This is a genomic window from Caproicibacter sp., from assembly GCF_046707225.1.
Taxonomy (GTDB): Bacteria; Bacillota; Clostridia; order Oscillospirales; family Acutalibacteraceae; genus Caproicibacter.
Genome location: NZ_JBJKOP010000020.1, coordinates 43,818 through 57,047, shown reverse-complemented (window position 1 = coordinate 57,047; position 13,230 = coordinate 43,818). Strand labels below are relative to the sequence as shown.

Sequence of the window (13,230 nt, the reverse complement as noted above, 5' to 3'; positions counted from 1 at the left end):
TTAACCCCCGAACAGGCTGCCGCCATGACAGTCGATGGCCGTCAAAAGCGGAAAATCCTCAAATTCCAGACGCTTGACCGATTCGCAGCCGAGCTCCTCAAACGCGATCACTTCCAGCGAACGGACACATTGCGCGGCCAAAGCCCCGGCTCCGCCGATTGCGCAGAGATACACCGCTTTGTTGCGCCGGATCGCGTCCACAACCGCCTGCGACCGGTTTCCCTTGCCGATCATGCATTTCAGGCCCAGGTCCAAAAGGCGGGGCGCAAACACATCCATACGGGACGAAGTCGTCGGGCCGCAGGAACCGATGGGCAAGCCGGGCGGCGTTGGAGTCGGCCCGGCGTAATAAACCGAAGCTCCGCAGAGCTCAAACGGCAAAGGCTCCCCTTTGTCCAGCATGGCAAAAATTCTTTTGTGCGCGGCGTCGCGCGCGGTGTATACCGTTCCGCTGAGCAGCACACGGTCGCCGGCATGCAGTGCGGCGGCGGCCTCAGACATCTCCGCGGTATGAATTCGAATGGAATCCATGTCAATGATCCCCCTTTTTCTATGTAAAAAGGGAACCGCACGGCAGTCCCCTCTTTGTATAGGATATGATTTTCAATTACAGCATTTTCTTTCTGTGAAGAATCCAGTACGCGATCGCAATGCAGAGGAACGATAAGGCGGCCGGAAACCAAAAGCTGGGGAACGGTATTCCCTTGACGTTCATTCCATAAGCGCCGGTAATCACCGCCGGCACCGAAAACAGCAGTGTAATGGATGCCAGCGCCTTCATTACGATATTCAGATTGTTCGAAATAACGGACGCAAAGGCATCCATGGTTCCGGACAATATATTCAGGTGTATGTTGGACATTTCAATGGCCTGTTTCACTTCAATCAGAACATCTTCCAAAAGGTCCTGGTCTTCGTCGTACAGCTTGATCACCCTGCCCCGCATGATTTTTTCCAGAGTGATTTCATTCCCCTTTAAGGAAGAGGAAAAATAAACAAGGGATTTTTCAATATCCAGCAGCTGCAGGAGTTCGGAGTTTTTCATCGACTCCCTCAGTTCCGATTCCACGGTATTGCTGATTTTGTCAATCTGCTTCAGATACTGCAGATAGCGGCTGGCCACGCGCAGCATGATATGCAGCAAAAAACGGGTTTTCAGATTGGTACGCACGCCCTTGACCAAGCCCCGTGCGAATTCGTCCACAACCGTATTGTCCCGGATGGAAATCGTGATCACATTTTTTTCCGTCAGGATCAGCCCCATCGGCATTGTGGAATAAGCCAGGCTCTTCCCATCCTGTTCCACAACCGGAATATCGATCACAACCAGCGTGTTGTCATCCTCATTGTCGATATGGGAGGATTCCTCTTCATCCATTGCGGCACGAATGAAATCCGGTTCAATCGCAAAATCCGCAATCAGGCTTTCTATCTCGCGGTCGTCCGGAGCAACACAGTTGATCCAGCAGCCGGGCTCGCACGCCTCGATCTGCGTCATGCGTCCATCCACCGTTTTGAAGTAGGACAGCATTGTGCTCATCTCCTTTATGAAATTTTCTTCGCGGTTTCCCCAAAGGGTCGGGATTCACAATGCCACCCCCTTTAAAAATTAACTGATTTCTTTTTCCATGAGCTATTATAGCACATAAAATGGAGATTGCAAGAGAGTGGGCGATATTTTAAGGCCTATTTTTCCGTACCGGTCGAAAAGCATCTTCAAAAGGCTTATTTGATTGATTTTAGCCATTTTAAACTAAAATGAGAGTCAAAACCTGTTTTTCATATGTTTCGCTTTTCCGGAAGATCTCATTCACGCAATCACCCCAAACAAAAGGCAGACCCCCTCGGGGTCTGCCTTCGGTGCTTCCCTTACGTTCAGGATTTCCGATTGAAAATCTGCATGATATCTGTAAAATCGTCATCCTCGATCGAGCTGCTGTCGTGGACAGCCACCCGCTCATGACTTCCTTCTTCCTGCTTTTCCTGCGATTTCGCAATGGGTTCTTCCCCCGCGGAGGTTGCGAATCCCGTCGCAATGACCGTCACGCTCATTTCATCGTCCATATTTTCATCAAACGCGGCGCCCCAAATGATGTTCGCATCCTCGTGCGCCTGCGACGCGATCATGGACGACGCGGTTTCTATTTCATCAAGTCCGATGTCCGGCGAAGAGGTAATGTTGATAATAACGCCCTTTGCCCCGTTGATAGCGGTCTCCAGAAGTGGGCTGGAAATTGCCATGTTCGCCGCCTCCTGGGCCTTTTCTTTGCCGGAAGCCCGGCCGACGCCCATATGCGCGTAACCGGCGTCTTTCATGACTGCGGTAACGTCCGCAAAATCCAGATTGACCAGCCCGGGAAGCTTAATCAGGTCCGAAATGCTCTGCACGCCCTGGCGCAGCACGTCGTCCGCGATGGAGAACGCGTTTAACAGGGTGATGCGCTGCTCGCTGACCAGTTTCAGCCGCTCGTTGGGAATGACCACAAGCGAGTCCACATGCTCTCTCAGAGCCGTAATGCCGCTTTCAGCCTGCTCCATGCGGCGGCGGCCCTCAAACTCAAAAGGTTTGGTGACAATACCAACCGTCAGAACCCCCATATCGTGCGCGATCTCCGCCACAATCGGCGCGGCGCCGGTGCCGGTGCCGCCCCCCATGCCCGCCGTGACAAAAACCATGTCGCTTCCGCGGATTGCGGCCGCGATGGCCTCCCTGCTTTCGTCGGCGGCCTTTTGTCCCATCTCGGGTTTGGAACCGGCGCCCTTTCCGTGGGTCACCTTTTCACCGATCTGAATTTTCTGCGTGGCCTTGGAACGGTAAAGCGCCTGCCTGTCCGTATTTACGCTGATAAACTCAACGCCCTGCACGCCCGTGGCAACCATTCTGTCAATCGCGTTGCCGCCGCCGCCGCCGACCCCAATGACTTTTATTTGAACAATATTATCAAAGTCATTTTCAATTTCAAAAGGCATGTGCCGCAATCCCCCTTATGCGAATCCTTTTTTTGTGTACCCGCCTGTATCGTAAACATGTCGATTATATATCGTCCCATACTAAATTATTATACACGATTCAGGTTCAATTTCAATAAATATTTTCCTTTTTGCTCCAAATATAGCGCGAAAATCCCGCATCGCTTTCAAGAAGCCGTATCCGGATCAAAATAAGCGGTATCGTTATCTTCTACGGTCGAAAGATTCAGAACTCCTTTTTCCGTATCCTTGATGTTGCCATGGTCGAAAAGCGCCTTTGCATAACGGATTTTATAGTCAAGCCCGGACGGCATCCCCAGTTTGATTGTAACGCGCCCGTCATAGCTCATCGTTATTGCAGAAGTCCGGCTGAAATCCAGCCCCGTGATTTTACCCAGGCCGTTACTTTTCACGGCGTTTTCCACCTCCGTCAAAGCCGTCTGAAGGGATTTGTTTGCAAATTCGGCTTTGCTTCCGACCTTTGCGGTTTTCAGCGTGATGCCCTTGATGGGCGGGCAGTTCTGCGGAAGCTTGTCCGCCAATTCCAGCACCCTGAAATCGTTGCTCAGCACCGCGTATTTTTGGGAGTATTCCACTGCTCCGCAAACCTGAGCTTCCGAAACCTGGATGCTGATCCCCGCGGGAAATTTTCGTTTGACTTTAACAGAGCCGATATAGGGAAGGCTGCTTTGAATCTTTTTTTCCGCCTGCTTTGTTTTTGCCAGGAAAAGATTCTCCCCTGTTTTGATCCCGCACACGCTTTTAATCTGCTCCTGGGAATAGCGGGAGATGCCGGTAACCTCTACGGAATCGATTTTAAAAAGCACTGTGAGCGACAAGACCGCCGCCGCCGAAATCACTGTGACAAACAGAAGAATGTAAAAAATCAATAGTGCCCTTCGCCTGCGCCGCCGTCTGTTTTCCGCGCGGATTCCGGCCCGGGAGGGCACGTTGATGTCCTCTCTCCGGGCAGGCCTGTAAGCACCGTTTCCCATATCGTTCACACGCGACGTGTGCCGCCCGTTTTTCAAATCCCTCATGTTCCAGTTCCCTTCCGGCGAAATTCAAACGCGCCTGATATCCGCTCCCAGCAGGGCAAGATTCTTTTCAATGGACTCATAGCCCCTGTCCAGATGATGCAGGCCGTACACTTCCGTTGTTCCCTGTGCGGCTAAACCGGCCACCACCAGAGCCGCCCCTCCCCGCAGGTCCGAAGCCTCCACCGTCGCCCCGGAAAGCCTCTTTACGCCTTCAACAACAGCGACCCGCCCTTCCACCTTAATGTTTGCTCCAAGGCGAAGCAGCTCGCCTACATGCTTGTAGCGGCTTTCAAAAATGTTTTCCACAAACATGCTGGTGCCCTCCGCCAAAGTTGTCATCGCCATGACAGGAGCCTGCGCATCCGTTGGAAAACCCGGATACGGCATCGTCCTGATGCTCTTAATCCGGCTGAGATGCTTCGGGGCCGATATTCGTATGGAGCTGTCGTAAAGATCGACCTGACACCCGCTTTCTTCCAAGACCGGTATGACGGGGGCCAAATGTTCCGGTATCACGCTGGACACCGTCAGCGTACTGCCCGTAATCGCGGCTGCCGTCATAAAAGTTGCCGCCGCAATGCGGTCAGGTATGACAAAATGCTCGCATCCGGTCAGACGGCGGACTCCTTCCACACAGATCGTACTGTTGCCCGCGCCGTGGATTTTGGCTCCGCAGGAATTCAGGAAATCCGCCAGATCGGAAATTTCCGGCTCACGGGCCGCGTTGTTGATCACGGTTTTTCCCTTTGCCAGGCAGGCAGTAATCATGATGTTTTCCGTAGCCCCGACGCTTGGAAAAGAAAGGTTAATTACGGCGCCCTTCAGGCCGTTCGGAACCACACAGTCCAGACAACCGTGGTCCTCGTTGATGTCTACCCCCATTTTTCTCAGGGAGGAAAGGTGCAGGTCAATCGGGCGCGGGCCAAGCTCGCAGCCCCCTGGAAAAGATAAAATCGCCCGTTCCAGACGGCTGACAATCGCGCCCAGAAAGATGATTGACGAGCGCATCTCCCGCATCAGATGGTCGGGGATGTCGTAATTTTTGGCTGTAAGAGGGTTAATAACGACGTCTCCCGCAGTACGCTCCACTTTGCAGCCGAGATGCCGCAGAATCTTAATGGCTGTGTCCACATCTGAAAGCGCAGGACAGTTATGTAGGACACATTCGCCCGCGCATAAGAGTGACGCGGCCATCAGCGGCAGTGTACTGTTTTTGGCCCCGTGAATCTGTACTTCTCCTTTCAGCTTTTTTGTGCCATGTATCAGCAGTTTCGACATAGCAACACCCCCACATAATCTGGTAACATATTATGCTTTTAAGGGGATTGCGGTGACGGCTCAATCAGCCGGAGGCTGGTTCAGAATTTCACGGATCATTCTGTAGATTCTGTCGCAGGAATCTGGAATTGCCATTTTTTTCGCATTTTCCGCAAGTGTCTCTATTTTTCCCTGCTGAGAAAACAGTTCCTGTACCTTTCGGCACAGTCCCTCGCCGGTCAAATTTTTCTCTTCAATCATTTCAGCGGCGCCGCGGTCAACCATTGCCATTGCATTATGAAACTGATGATTTTCCGCCACATTCGGCGATGGAATCAAAATGGACGCTCTGCCGACCGCCTGAAGCTCGCTCAGGGTAATCGCGCCGGCGCGGCAGATGACGAGATCCGCGGCGGCCAGGCAGTCCGGCATATTGCCGATATATTCCCGAATATCCATTTCTTTGCGGCCCTTAACATCAAGGCCCTTTTCCAAAAGCAGGTCGGGAAACCATTTTCCCCACTGACCGTATCCGTGAATATGCTGGTAACGGCCGCTTTTGGCACTTTGGACCAGCAATTCCGCCACAGCCTCATTGATTTTTCTCGCTCCCAGACTTCCGCCGAAGGAAAGAATCAGCGGGCGGCTGTCGAGCCCGAGCTTTGCCCTTGCCGCCTTCCGGTCGGTCCGGATCACCTCCTGCCTGACCGGATTTCCGGTCAGGACGCATCTTGCGGCGGGACTGAGGTGTTTCTGCGCGTCGGCGACGGCGAGCATGGTCCGGTCGGCTTTCTTTGACAGCATCTTATTGGTTACGCCCGGGAACGCGTTCTGCTCGTGAATCACGGACGGAATCCCCAAACGCATCGCTTCCCGGATGACGGGCCCGGAAACATATCCTCCCGTGCCGACGCAGATGTCCGGGTGAAACTCGCGGAGAATGCGGCGGGCTTCCACTGTGGAAGTAAACAGGCGGGCCACCGTTTTTCCGTTTTTAACAAGATTCCGAAAGCTCAGACTGCGCTGAAAGCCGGAAATCGTGATGCTTCGGAAATCGTATCCCGCGGAAGGCACAAGGCGCTCTTCCATTCCGCCCTTCGCGCCCACATACAGAATTTGGGCGTCCGGCTCCTTTTCCTTTATGTACCCGGCAATGGCGAGAGCCGGGTTGATATGGCCGGCGGTGCCCCCTCCGGCAAAAAGAATTCTCATTTTCAACCCTCTGTTCTTCTACGTTTTTTCAATGGCCGACGTTCGCGAGATGGAGAGAACAATCCCCATTTCGGCCAGAAGTATGACAAGCGAAGTGCCTCCGTAACTGAAAAACGGCAGACTGATTCCGGTATTCGGTATCGTGTTTGTAACAACGGCGATGTTCAGAATTACCTGAAGACCCACCTGAACCACAAGCCCGATGCCGAGCAGCATGCCGAATTTGTCTTTTGCCCTCAGAGAAATGGTGATGCCGCGCCAGATCAGCATGGCAAACAGAATAATAATAATCAGGGCGCCGATGAAACCAAGCTCCTCGCAGACAATGGCAAAGATAAAATCATTCTGCGGCTCCGGCAGGTACAGGAATTTCTGCCGCGACTGGCCCAGCCCAAGGCCGAGCAGCCCGCCGGAACCGATGGCGAACAGCGACTGCCGGGTCTGCCAGGTATCCGCGATCAGCTGCGGAGTCGCGTTGGAGAAAGGATCCAGCCAAGCGGTGATGCGGTCGCTCGCATAGGCGTATTCCTTTGCAAAAAGGACGAGATAGGCTACTCCTGCCCCCATCACGCTGAACGCGCCGACAAACCAGCGAAGCTTCACCCCGCCGATAAACAGCATCACAGCGCCCAGCAGCGTAATGATAACGGTGGCGGAAACGTGGGGCTCCCACATCAGCAGGGCAGCGGTCATGCCCAAAATCAGCGCGTAGGGCAAAACGCCGTACCGGAACGTCCCCATCCGGTTAAAGTTCAGTGATATCAGATGGGCAAAGATCAAAACGATTGAGAACTTGGCGATTTCGGAAGGCTGAAACTGCCCCAATGGGCCAACGTTAATCCAGCGATGCACTCCGTTGATTGCCGGCATAAACCGAACCAACACAAGCAGCGCATAGGAAATCAACAGAATCGGAATTGCGAATTCATGAAAATGATGATAGTCAAAATAGGAAATGGCCATCATTACAAATATGCCCAGTACGGCGAAAATCGCTTGTTTGCTGATAAAAAAGTAACTGTTCCCGTTATGGCGGTAAAAAGCGTTTGCATAGCTGGCGGAAAACATCATGATCAGCCCGATAATCAGCAGGACCAGAACAAGGAACAAAAAAGGCAGATCCATGCCGGAACGCACCGAAAAGATACGGAATTTCTTACGGACCTTTTTGCCGTAAGAGGTGGCTTCACGAATTTCTCCGGCGGGGCGTTTTGCGGCTCCCCGCGGCATGGTCGTTACAGAAGCCTCGTTTCGTGCCATGATTGTCCCCTCCTTCCCGTATCAGATACTATTGAAACATATCGCCGCCGCCAAATCTGTCGTATCCTGTGAAAAGATTAAAAACCGTAGAACACCAACAGCACGGAAACCGCGCCGAAAAACGCCGTGACGGCGCTGAAAACAAAGCAGATTTTCACTTCGCTCCAGCCGCAAAGCTCGAAATGATGATGAATGGGGCTCATCTTAAACAGGCGCTTCCCGTGTGTTGCCTTAAAATACAGAACCTGCAGAACGACGGACAGGATTTCGCAGAGGTAGATAATTCCGATCGGCAGAATCAGAATCGGCGCGTTTACGTCAAACCCAAGCGCGCAGACAAGTCCGCCCAGAAACAGAGATCCGGTATCCCCCATAAATACTTTCGCGGGATTAAAGTTCCATACCAGAAACCCCAGGCATCCTCCCGCGGCGGCCGCCGAAACAATGCCCACGGGAACAAGCCTGAAAATGCCTGCAATCACCATGAAGGAAGCGGACGCGAAAAAAGTGACGGAAGCGTTCAGACCGTCGATGCCGTCCGTAAAATTAACGGCGTTTACCATCCCGACGATTCCAAGAAGAGACAGAACCCAGTACCACAGGCCCAGATCAACGCCCCCGGAAAAGGGAATCAGCGTAACGGAACCCGAGCCGAACCTGTAAAGGGTATAAAGGTACGCCCCGGCCACAAGAAACTGAAGAACCAGCTTCTGCCGGACGGTAAGGCCCAGATTTCTCTTTTTCACCACTTTGATATAATCGTCAAAAAAGCCGATCAGACCAAATCCGAAGGCCATCAGCAGACCCCCCGCAATTTTGGTTCTCATTGCAAGATTGGTCTGGCTGAGCCCTTCCGAACCGTAATATGCGGAAAGACAGACCGCGGAAGCCGCAGCGATTCCGACGATGAACAGAAAGCCGCCCATCGTCGGGGTTCCGTTTTTCTTTCGGTGCCATGACGGTCCGACGTCACGAATTGTCTGGCCGAAATTCACGCGGTGCAAAAACGGCACCATCCATTTTCCCAGCAGCGCCGTTATCCCAAACGATACTGTCGCCGCGATCAAGGTCCATAAAGAATTCATGTTTCAATTCACCTTTATTCTGTAAACTGTCCTTGCGATTTATACATGCGCCCGTCGGTGCAAGACTCCTGAAGCTCCCTTTGGTTCAGTGCCGTTAAGACATCGGCAAACGGAATTCCCGCGCCTACGGCCGCACAAGCGGCCGCCAGTGCCCCGGAGACTTCCGAAAGATCCCCGCCGGGGAGACGCACCCGGCCGATTACCCCAAAGCCTACAATTTCAAAGGCGACGTCTCCGTTCGCAATCGTGCGGACGTCGCGGGCAGTGAAATCCGCTTCGTTGCGCACCATTGAAAAAGTGATGGTTCGGGCCGCACCGACAGCCCGGTCCGAAAGCTCTCGCTCAACGACGCAGACAGCCCAGTCTCTCGGGTCAAATTCAGCCGTATCTCCGCACAAGAGGAGCACCGATTTTGTCGCGACGGGCGGCAGCGGGTCGCCGTATTCCACAACAAGGTTATGCCCTCTGCCGCAATGCAGAAAAATTTTCTTCAGCAATGCGGCCGCGCGCCCATCCTTTTCAACGATTGCGACGGCTTTTGTGCAATGACCGCAGTCCGTCGTGCTTTTCATCGAATCGCTCCTTTGCATTCATTATTCCACATGATTGGGTTCAATAAACGAAACCGTAACAACTGTTCCGGGCGCAACCTTGGTTCCCGCCGCAACACTCTGAAGGCTGGACACCGCGTTTGCGGTTCCTGTTAAAGCGGCGCCGGAAACACTGATATTGATTCCCGACTGGGAGGCGCGTTCATTGGCCTGTGAAAGCGAAAGCCCGACAAGGTCCGGTACGGTGACCGTTTTCTCTTTACTTTGCTGATCCGTAAACAGGACCACTCTTCCGCCCTTCGGGATGCTTTTTCCCGGTTCGGGAACCTGTGACACCACTTTTTCGCCGTCGCCGTAAATCTGAGGCGTAAGGCCGTCGGAGGAAACTTTATTTTTCGCCTGCGCGACCGTCTGGCCCACAACATTCGGTGTGGACGCATCGAGCTTTGCCATTTCTTCCTCCGTGTATTTCGGTTCCACGCCGAGGTACGGCAGAATTTCAGACATCGTTTTCAGAAAAACCGGGCCGGAAACATAGCTGCCGTAATAACTGTTTCCGTGCGGCTCGTCATAAAAAACCAGCATGGCAATCTGAGGATCGTCCGCGGGTGCGAACCCGCAGTAAGACGCGATGTACTCCTTACTTGTCTTGATTTCCTGTTTTTCGGAAGTCCCCGTTTTGCCGGCGACCCGGTAGCCGGGAATATAACCGCTTTTCGCCGTCCCTGTTGTGGCGTCCTGCCGCAGAATCGCGCTGATCCGTTTTGATGTGTCGTTGGAGACCACCTGGCGTTTCGGCGTGGTGTCGGCAGACTTGACAATATTCCCGTCGCTGTCCAGAATCCGGTCCACAACATGCGGTTTTACCAGATAGCCCCCGTTCGCCACCGCCGCGCAGGCGGTAATCATCTGAATCGGCGTAATGGTAAAACTCTGGCCGAAAGATTCGATGGCGAGGTTGATCGGCGTCAGCTGGGCCGCCGTATAATAGATGCTGCGGGATTCGCCGGGCAGATCGATGCCGGTTTTTGCGGTAAACCCAAACGCATCGAAATATTTGTAGAACAGATTCGGCCCCAGGAGCGCGCCGACTTTCATAAACACAACGTTGCTGGATTGACAGATTCCCTGCGCGAAAGTCAGGCTGCCGAAGCCGCTGCGCCGCCAGTCGTGGATCTGCTTTCCGCCGATCGTCAGGTAGCCGGGGCAGCTGAACTGCGTAGTTTCGGTCACCAGGCCCTCTTCCATCGCGGCCGAGCCTGTAATCATCTTGAACACGGAGCCGGGCTGGTAAGTATCGCTGACGCATTTGTTTCGCCACTGGGCCTGCTGAGCCTCCCGAAGGGCCTTCGTCTTTGCCTCTCCGTCGGGCATCTTCGCGATCTGATCCGCCACCGTCTTGTCGGCTATGGTGAACGGGTTGTTGGGGTCGAAATCCCCCTTGACCGCCATGGCGATAATGCCGCCGGTTTTGACATTCATGATGATTGCGCAGCCGCGGTTCTGAACTTTATTGTTAACAAGGCCTTCTTCCAGGTTCTTTTCCAGAATCTGCTGTACGACCTCGTCTACGGTCAGGACCAGGCTGTTCCCGTCCTGAGCCGGGACTTCCTGTTCATAATCGTACTGCATGTCGGTTCCGATCGCGTTTTTCGCCGTTACCAGCTTGCCGGAAACGCCGGTCAGCTCGCTGTCATATTCCGCTTCGATTCCGGAAAGGCCCTGACTGTCGGTTCCTGTAAAGCCGAGTATGGTGGAAGCCAGCGTTCCGTAGGGATAATACCGTTTATAATCCTCAATTAAGCGGATTCCGTTCGTAATATTGTTTTTGTCCTTAAACGCCACGACCTTGTCCTTGACATCCGATTCCACCTTGCGTTTAATGACGTCAAAATATGTTTTCTTCTTCGTGTGTTCCAGTATGACATTCTTATCCATGCCCAGAATCTGCGCCAGCCCGGTGGCAATCAGGTCCCGGTTGTCATCGGTGATATAGGCGGGTTCCAGAACAACCTGCCAGACAGTGGCGCTCTGCGCCAGAACCTTCATATTACCGTCATAGATCGTTCCTCGCTGAGCGGTCAGGACCGTGTCCTTCACCTGATTGTCGACAGCCCTCATTTTCAGGGTTTCGCCCTCGACAATCTGCAGCCGAACCAGGCTGAAGATCACAGCCCCAAATCCGGCAATTATCATCATCAGCAAAACAAACACCGTTCGGTGCCACATTCTTACGGTCGTCCCTTTTGCCATCCCATGTTCCTCCAATTGCCTGAAAAAAACAGATCTGAATCAAAAATGAGAGTCAAGAACTTTTTCTTAACTCTCCTTCTATCGAACAGCGGAAGATTCCCACAGGCGCCCCGGTCGCGCTATTAATACATATTGGAAAACCGGCCCCTTTATGACAGAAAACGGCGGATCGAACCGATCAGTTCTGAAAACCAGCTCCCGTTTTGTGCCGGCAGTAAGACCTGCGTTTTATCACCGGCGGCAAGAGTGACGTTTTCAATCTGATTCCGATTCACTTTTTCCATGCCGAGCTGATCCGAAGCATAGTTTTCGACCGATTGAAGAGAGGTCTGCGCCTCCGACTTCATTTTCATCTGCGTGTAAACGCTCTGGTCTTCCGAAAGCTGTTTCGTAACCACGCCAAGGGAATCCGACAACTCCGCCAGCTGCACCTGCCCATAGATATATGCGCCGGCCATACCGGCAATAATCAGAAAAGAAAGGATCGTAGGCAGCATTTTTAAAATGCTGCGCTTGGGCCGGCGATTTTCCTCCAGCCGTTCCCGCGGAAGCTCAATGACGTTATTCTGCCGCGCCGGTTCCTGTACTTCCCGGCGTTTTGGTTCAAACATTCCAAAATCGTATGCTGTGTTGCTGGCTGCCATTCTTATTCCGCCCCTTTCGTTTCTTCAAGCTTTTTACAGACTCTGAGCCGCGCGCTGCGGCTTCTTGGGTTCTCTTCCAGTTCCTGCTCCGTGGGAGACAGGCCCTTTTTATAAATCAACTCCGCCCGCGGCTTCTTTCCGCATACGCATACCGGAAAATCCGGCGGACAGGTACATCCGGAACACCATTCCGCCATTCTTTTTTTTACAATACGGTCCTCCAGCGAGTGAAACGTGATAACCGCCAAACGACCGCCCGGCTTGAGGATTGAAAACGCCGCGTCCAGACCTTCCGAAAGCCTGTCCAGTTCGCCGTTCACCTTAATCCGCAGAGCCTGAAAGGTTTTGCGGGCCGGATGCCCCGGTTTCCGGCGCACCGCGGCGGGTACGGACTCTTTGACAATATCGGCAAGCTGAAGAGTTGTCTCGATCGGCGACTGTTCCCTCGCCCTGACAATTCCCGCCGCGATTCTTCGGGCGCTGCTCTCTTCCCCATACCTGCGCAAAATATTCTCAAGATCACGCTCGGGCAGGGTGTTGACCAGGTCCCGCGCGGATACGCCCTCCCGGCTCATTCTCATATCCAGGGGAGCGTCGGCGTGGTAAGAAAACCCCCGTTCCGGATTATCGAACTGAAAGGACGAAACGCCGATGTCGAGAAGAACCCCATCCACCGGTACCAGACCGAATTTTTCAGCCGCTTCGTCCATGCGGGAAAAATTGGTGTGGTAAACCGTCGCACAGGGATAGTCCTTCAGGCGGTCGCCCGCCGCCTGAACCGCGTCCGGGTCCTGATCGAGCGCCAGCAGCCTGCCGGTGGTCAGGCATTTCGCAATCGCGAGGGAGTGCCCGCCGCCGCCGGCCGTTCCGTCAATATAAATCCCGTCCGGACGAATGTCCAGACTTTTAATTGTCTCGTCAAACAATACGGGTTTATGATAGAATTCCATCGCCGCGC

12 protein-coding genes are annotated in these 13,230 nt (G+C 53.4%); all 12 read right to left on the bottom strand.

The window, feature by feature from the left end:
- Positions 1-531: a FumA C-terminus/TtdB family hydratase beta subunit gene (locus tag ACLQ3M_RS03310; RefSeq protein ID WP_411676282.1), complete on the bottom strand. Its 531-nt coding sequence runs from the start codon at positions 529-531 to the stop codon at positions 1-3.
- Positions 532-607: 76 nt separating this feature from the next.
- Complete coding sequence (locus ACLQ3M_RS03305; RefSeq protein WP_411676281.1) at positions 608-1,531, bottom strand: magnesium transporter CorA family protein; 924 nt, start codon at positions 1,529-1,531, stop codon at positions 608-610.
- A gap of 344 nt (positions 1,532-1,875) precedes the next feature.
- Positions 1,876-2,970, bottom strand: a complete 1,095-nt coding sequence (gene ftsZ, locus ACLQ3M_RS03300) for a cell division protein FtsZ (RefSeq protein WP_411676280.1) — start codon at positions 2,968-2,970, stop codon at positions 1,876-1,878.
- Between the two features lie 167 nt (positions 2,971-3,137).
- A complete protein-coding gene (locus ACLQ3M_RS03295; RefSeq protein WP_411676279.1) occupies positions 3,138-4,010 on the bottom strand; it encodes a cell division protein FtsQ/DivIB in 873 nt (290 codons plus the stop codon).
- Positions 4,011-4,034: 24 nt separating this feature from the next.
- The gene (gene murA, locus ACLQ3M_RS03290) at positions 4,035-5,288 is read right to left on the bottom strand and encodes a UDP-N-acetylglucosamine 1-carboxyvinyltransferase (protein WP_411676278.1); all 1,254 of its coding nucleotides are present in this window, start codon (positions 5,286-5,288) and stop codon (positions 4,035-4,037) included.
- 60 nt (positions 5,289-5,348) lie between these two features.
- On the bottom strand, positions 5,349-6,479 hold the full coding sequence (murG, locus tag ACLQ3M_RS03285; RefSeq protein WP_411676277.1) for an undecaprenyldiphospho-muramoylpentapeptide beta-N-acetylglucosaminyltransferase: 1,131 nt from the start codon (positions 6,477-6,479) through the stop codon (positions 5,349-5,351).
- Positions 6,480-6,497: 18 nt separating this feature from the next.
- Entirely contained in the window at positions 6,498-7,709 is a 1,212-nt protein-coding gene (locus tag ACLQ3M_RS03280) for an FtsW/RodA/SpoVE family cell cycle protein (RefSeq protein ID WP_411676300.1), read from the bottom strand.
- 107 nt (positions 7,710-7,816) lie between these two features.
- Entirely contained in the window at positions 7,817-8,824 is a 1,008-nt protein-coding gene (mraY, locus tag ACLQ3M_RS03275) for a phospho-N-acetylmuramoyl-pentapeptide-transferase (RefSeq protein WP_411676276.1), read from the bottom strand.
- 14 nt (positions 8,825-8,838) lie between these two features.
- On the bottom strand, positions 8,839-9,396 hold the full coding sequence (locus ACLQ3M_RS03270) for a hypothetical protein (protein ID WP_411676275.1): 558 nt from the start codon (positions 9,394-9,396) through the stop codon (positions 8,839-8,841).
- Positions 9,397-9,417: 21 nt separating this feature from the next.
- Entirely contained in the window at positions 9,418-11,628 is a 2,211-nt protein-coding gene (locus tag ACLQ3M_RS03265; RefSeq protein WP_411676274.1) for a penicillin-binding transpeptidase domain-containing protein, read from the bottom strand.
- A gap of 149 nt (positions 11,629-11,777) precedes the next feature.
- A complete protein-coding gene (locus ACLQ3M_RS03260; RefSeq protein WP_411676273.1) occupies positions 11,778-12,272 on the bottom strand; it encodes a hypothetical protein in 495 nt (164 codons plus the stop codon).
- Positions 12,273-12,274: 2 nt separating this feature from the next.
- Positions 12,275-13,222 carry a 16S rRNA (cytosine(1402)-N(4))-methyltransferase RsmH gene (gene rsmH / locus ACLQ3M_RS03255; RefSeq protein WP_411676271.1) on the bottom strand — a complete coding sequence of 316 codons (948 nt, stop codon included), beginning with the start codon at positions 13,220-13,222 and terminating at the stop codon, positions 12,275-12,277.
- Positions 13,223-13,230 lie beyond the last annotated feature (8 nt).

Bases quoted from the DNA above. Each gene is read 5' to 3' on its own strand.
- ACLQ3M_RS03310 (WP_411676282.1), bottom strand. From the start codon at position 531: ATGGATTCCATTCGAATTCATACCGCGGAGATGTCTGAGGCCGCCGCC.
- ACLQ3M_RS03305 (WP_411676281.1), bottom strand. From the start codon at position 1,531: ATGCTGTCCTACTTCAAAACGGTGGATGGACGCATGACGCAGATCGAG.
- ftsZ (WP_411676280.1), bottom strand. From the start codon at position 2,970: ATGCCTTTTGAAATTGAAAATGACTTTGATAATATTGTTCAAATAAAA.
- ACLQ3M_RS03295 (WP_411676279.1), bottom strand. From the start codon at position 4,010: ATGAGGGATTTGAAAAACGGGCGGCACACGTCGCGTGTGAACGATATG.
- murA (WP_411676278.1), bottom strand. From the start codon at position 5,288: ATGTCGAAACTGCTGATACATGGCACAAAAAAGCTGAAAGGAGAAGTA.
- murG (WP_411676277.1), bottom strand. From the start codon at position 6,479: ATGAGAATTCTTTTTGCCGGAGGGGGCACCGCCGGCCATATCAACCCG.
- ACLQ3M_RS03280 (WP_411676300.1), bottom strand. From the start codon at position 7,709: ATGCCGCGGGGAGCCGCAAAACGCCCCGCCGGAGAAATTCGTGAAGCC.
- mraY (WP_411676276.1), bottom strand. From the start codon at position 8,824: ATGAATTCTTTATGGACCTTGATCGCGGCGACAGTATCGTTTGGGATA.
- ACLQ3M_RS03270 (WP_411676275.1), bottom strand. From the start codon at position 9,396: ATGAAAAGCACGACGGACTGCGGTCATTGCACAAAAGCCGTCGCAATC.
- ACLQ3M_RS03265 (WP_411676274.1), bottom strand. From the start codon at position 11,628: ATGGCAAAAGGGACGACCGTAAGAATGTGGCACCGAACGGTGTTTGTT.
- ACLQ3M_RS03260 (WP_411676273.1), bottom strand. From the start codon at position 12,272: ATGGCAGCCAGCAACACAGCATACGATTTTGGAATGTTTGAACCAAAA.
- rsmH (WP_411676271.1), bottom strand. From the start codon at position 13,222: ATGGAATTCTATCATAAACCCGTATTGTTTGACGAGACAATTAAAAGT.